Below are 402 nucleotides of genomic sequence, written 5' to 3' on the forward strand. Positions count from 1 at the left end.
GTCACGGGCGCAGCCATCGCGATCGATGGCGGGCTGTCGCTGACGAACTGGTTCGAGCCGCCGGAGTTGGGGGATTTGTAGGATGGGTGGAGCGAAAGCGATACCCATCATTCGGGCCGCAAAGATGATGGGTATCGCTTCGAGACTGGGCAAGAATCCTAGCCGTTTGTGCGGGCTGGTGTACGATTCGGTATGACGAATCGTACGTTCAAGACCGGGGTGAGCCGGGATCAGGCAAGCCTTCTTCCGGCGCGCTTGGAAGATTATGTGGATCGAGAGAATCCCGTTCGCGCAATCGAGGCTTTTGTCGCAGCGCTGGACCTTAAGCGGCTTGGCTTCGGCCATGCCGGGTCGGGCGGCGGGGCAGGACAACCGCCTTACGATCCCGCCGATCTGCTGAAG

General features: G+C 60.7%; 1 pseudogene. It reads left to right on the plus strand.

What is annotated here, in order from left to right:
• Positions 1 to 192: 192 nt before the first annotated feature.
• Positions 193 to 402 (plus strand): annotated as a pseudogene (locus QSV46_RS39210) (IS5/IS1182 family transposase); the annotation flags it as partial.

The sequence above is a fragment of the Bradyrhizobium cosmicum genome (assembly GCF_032290525.1).
GTDB classification, from domain to species: Bacteria; Pseudomonadota; Alphaproteobacteria; order Rhizobiales; family Xanthobacteraceae; genus Bradyrhizobium; species Bradyrhizobium cosmicum_A.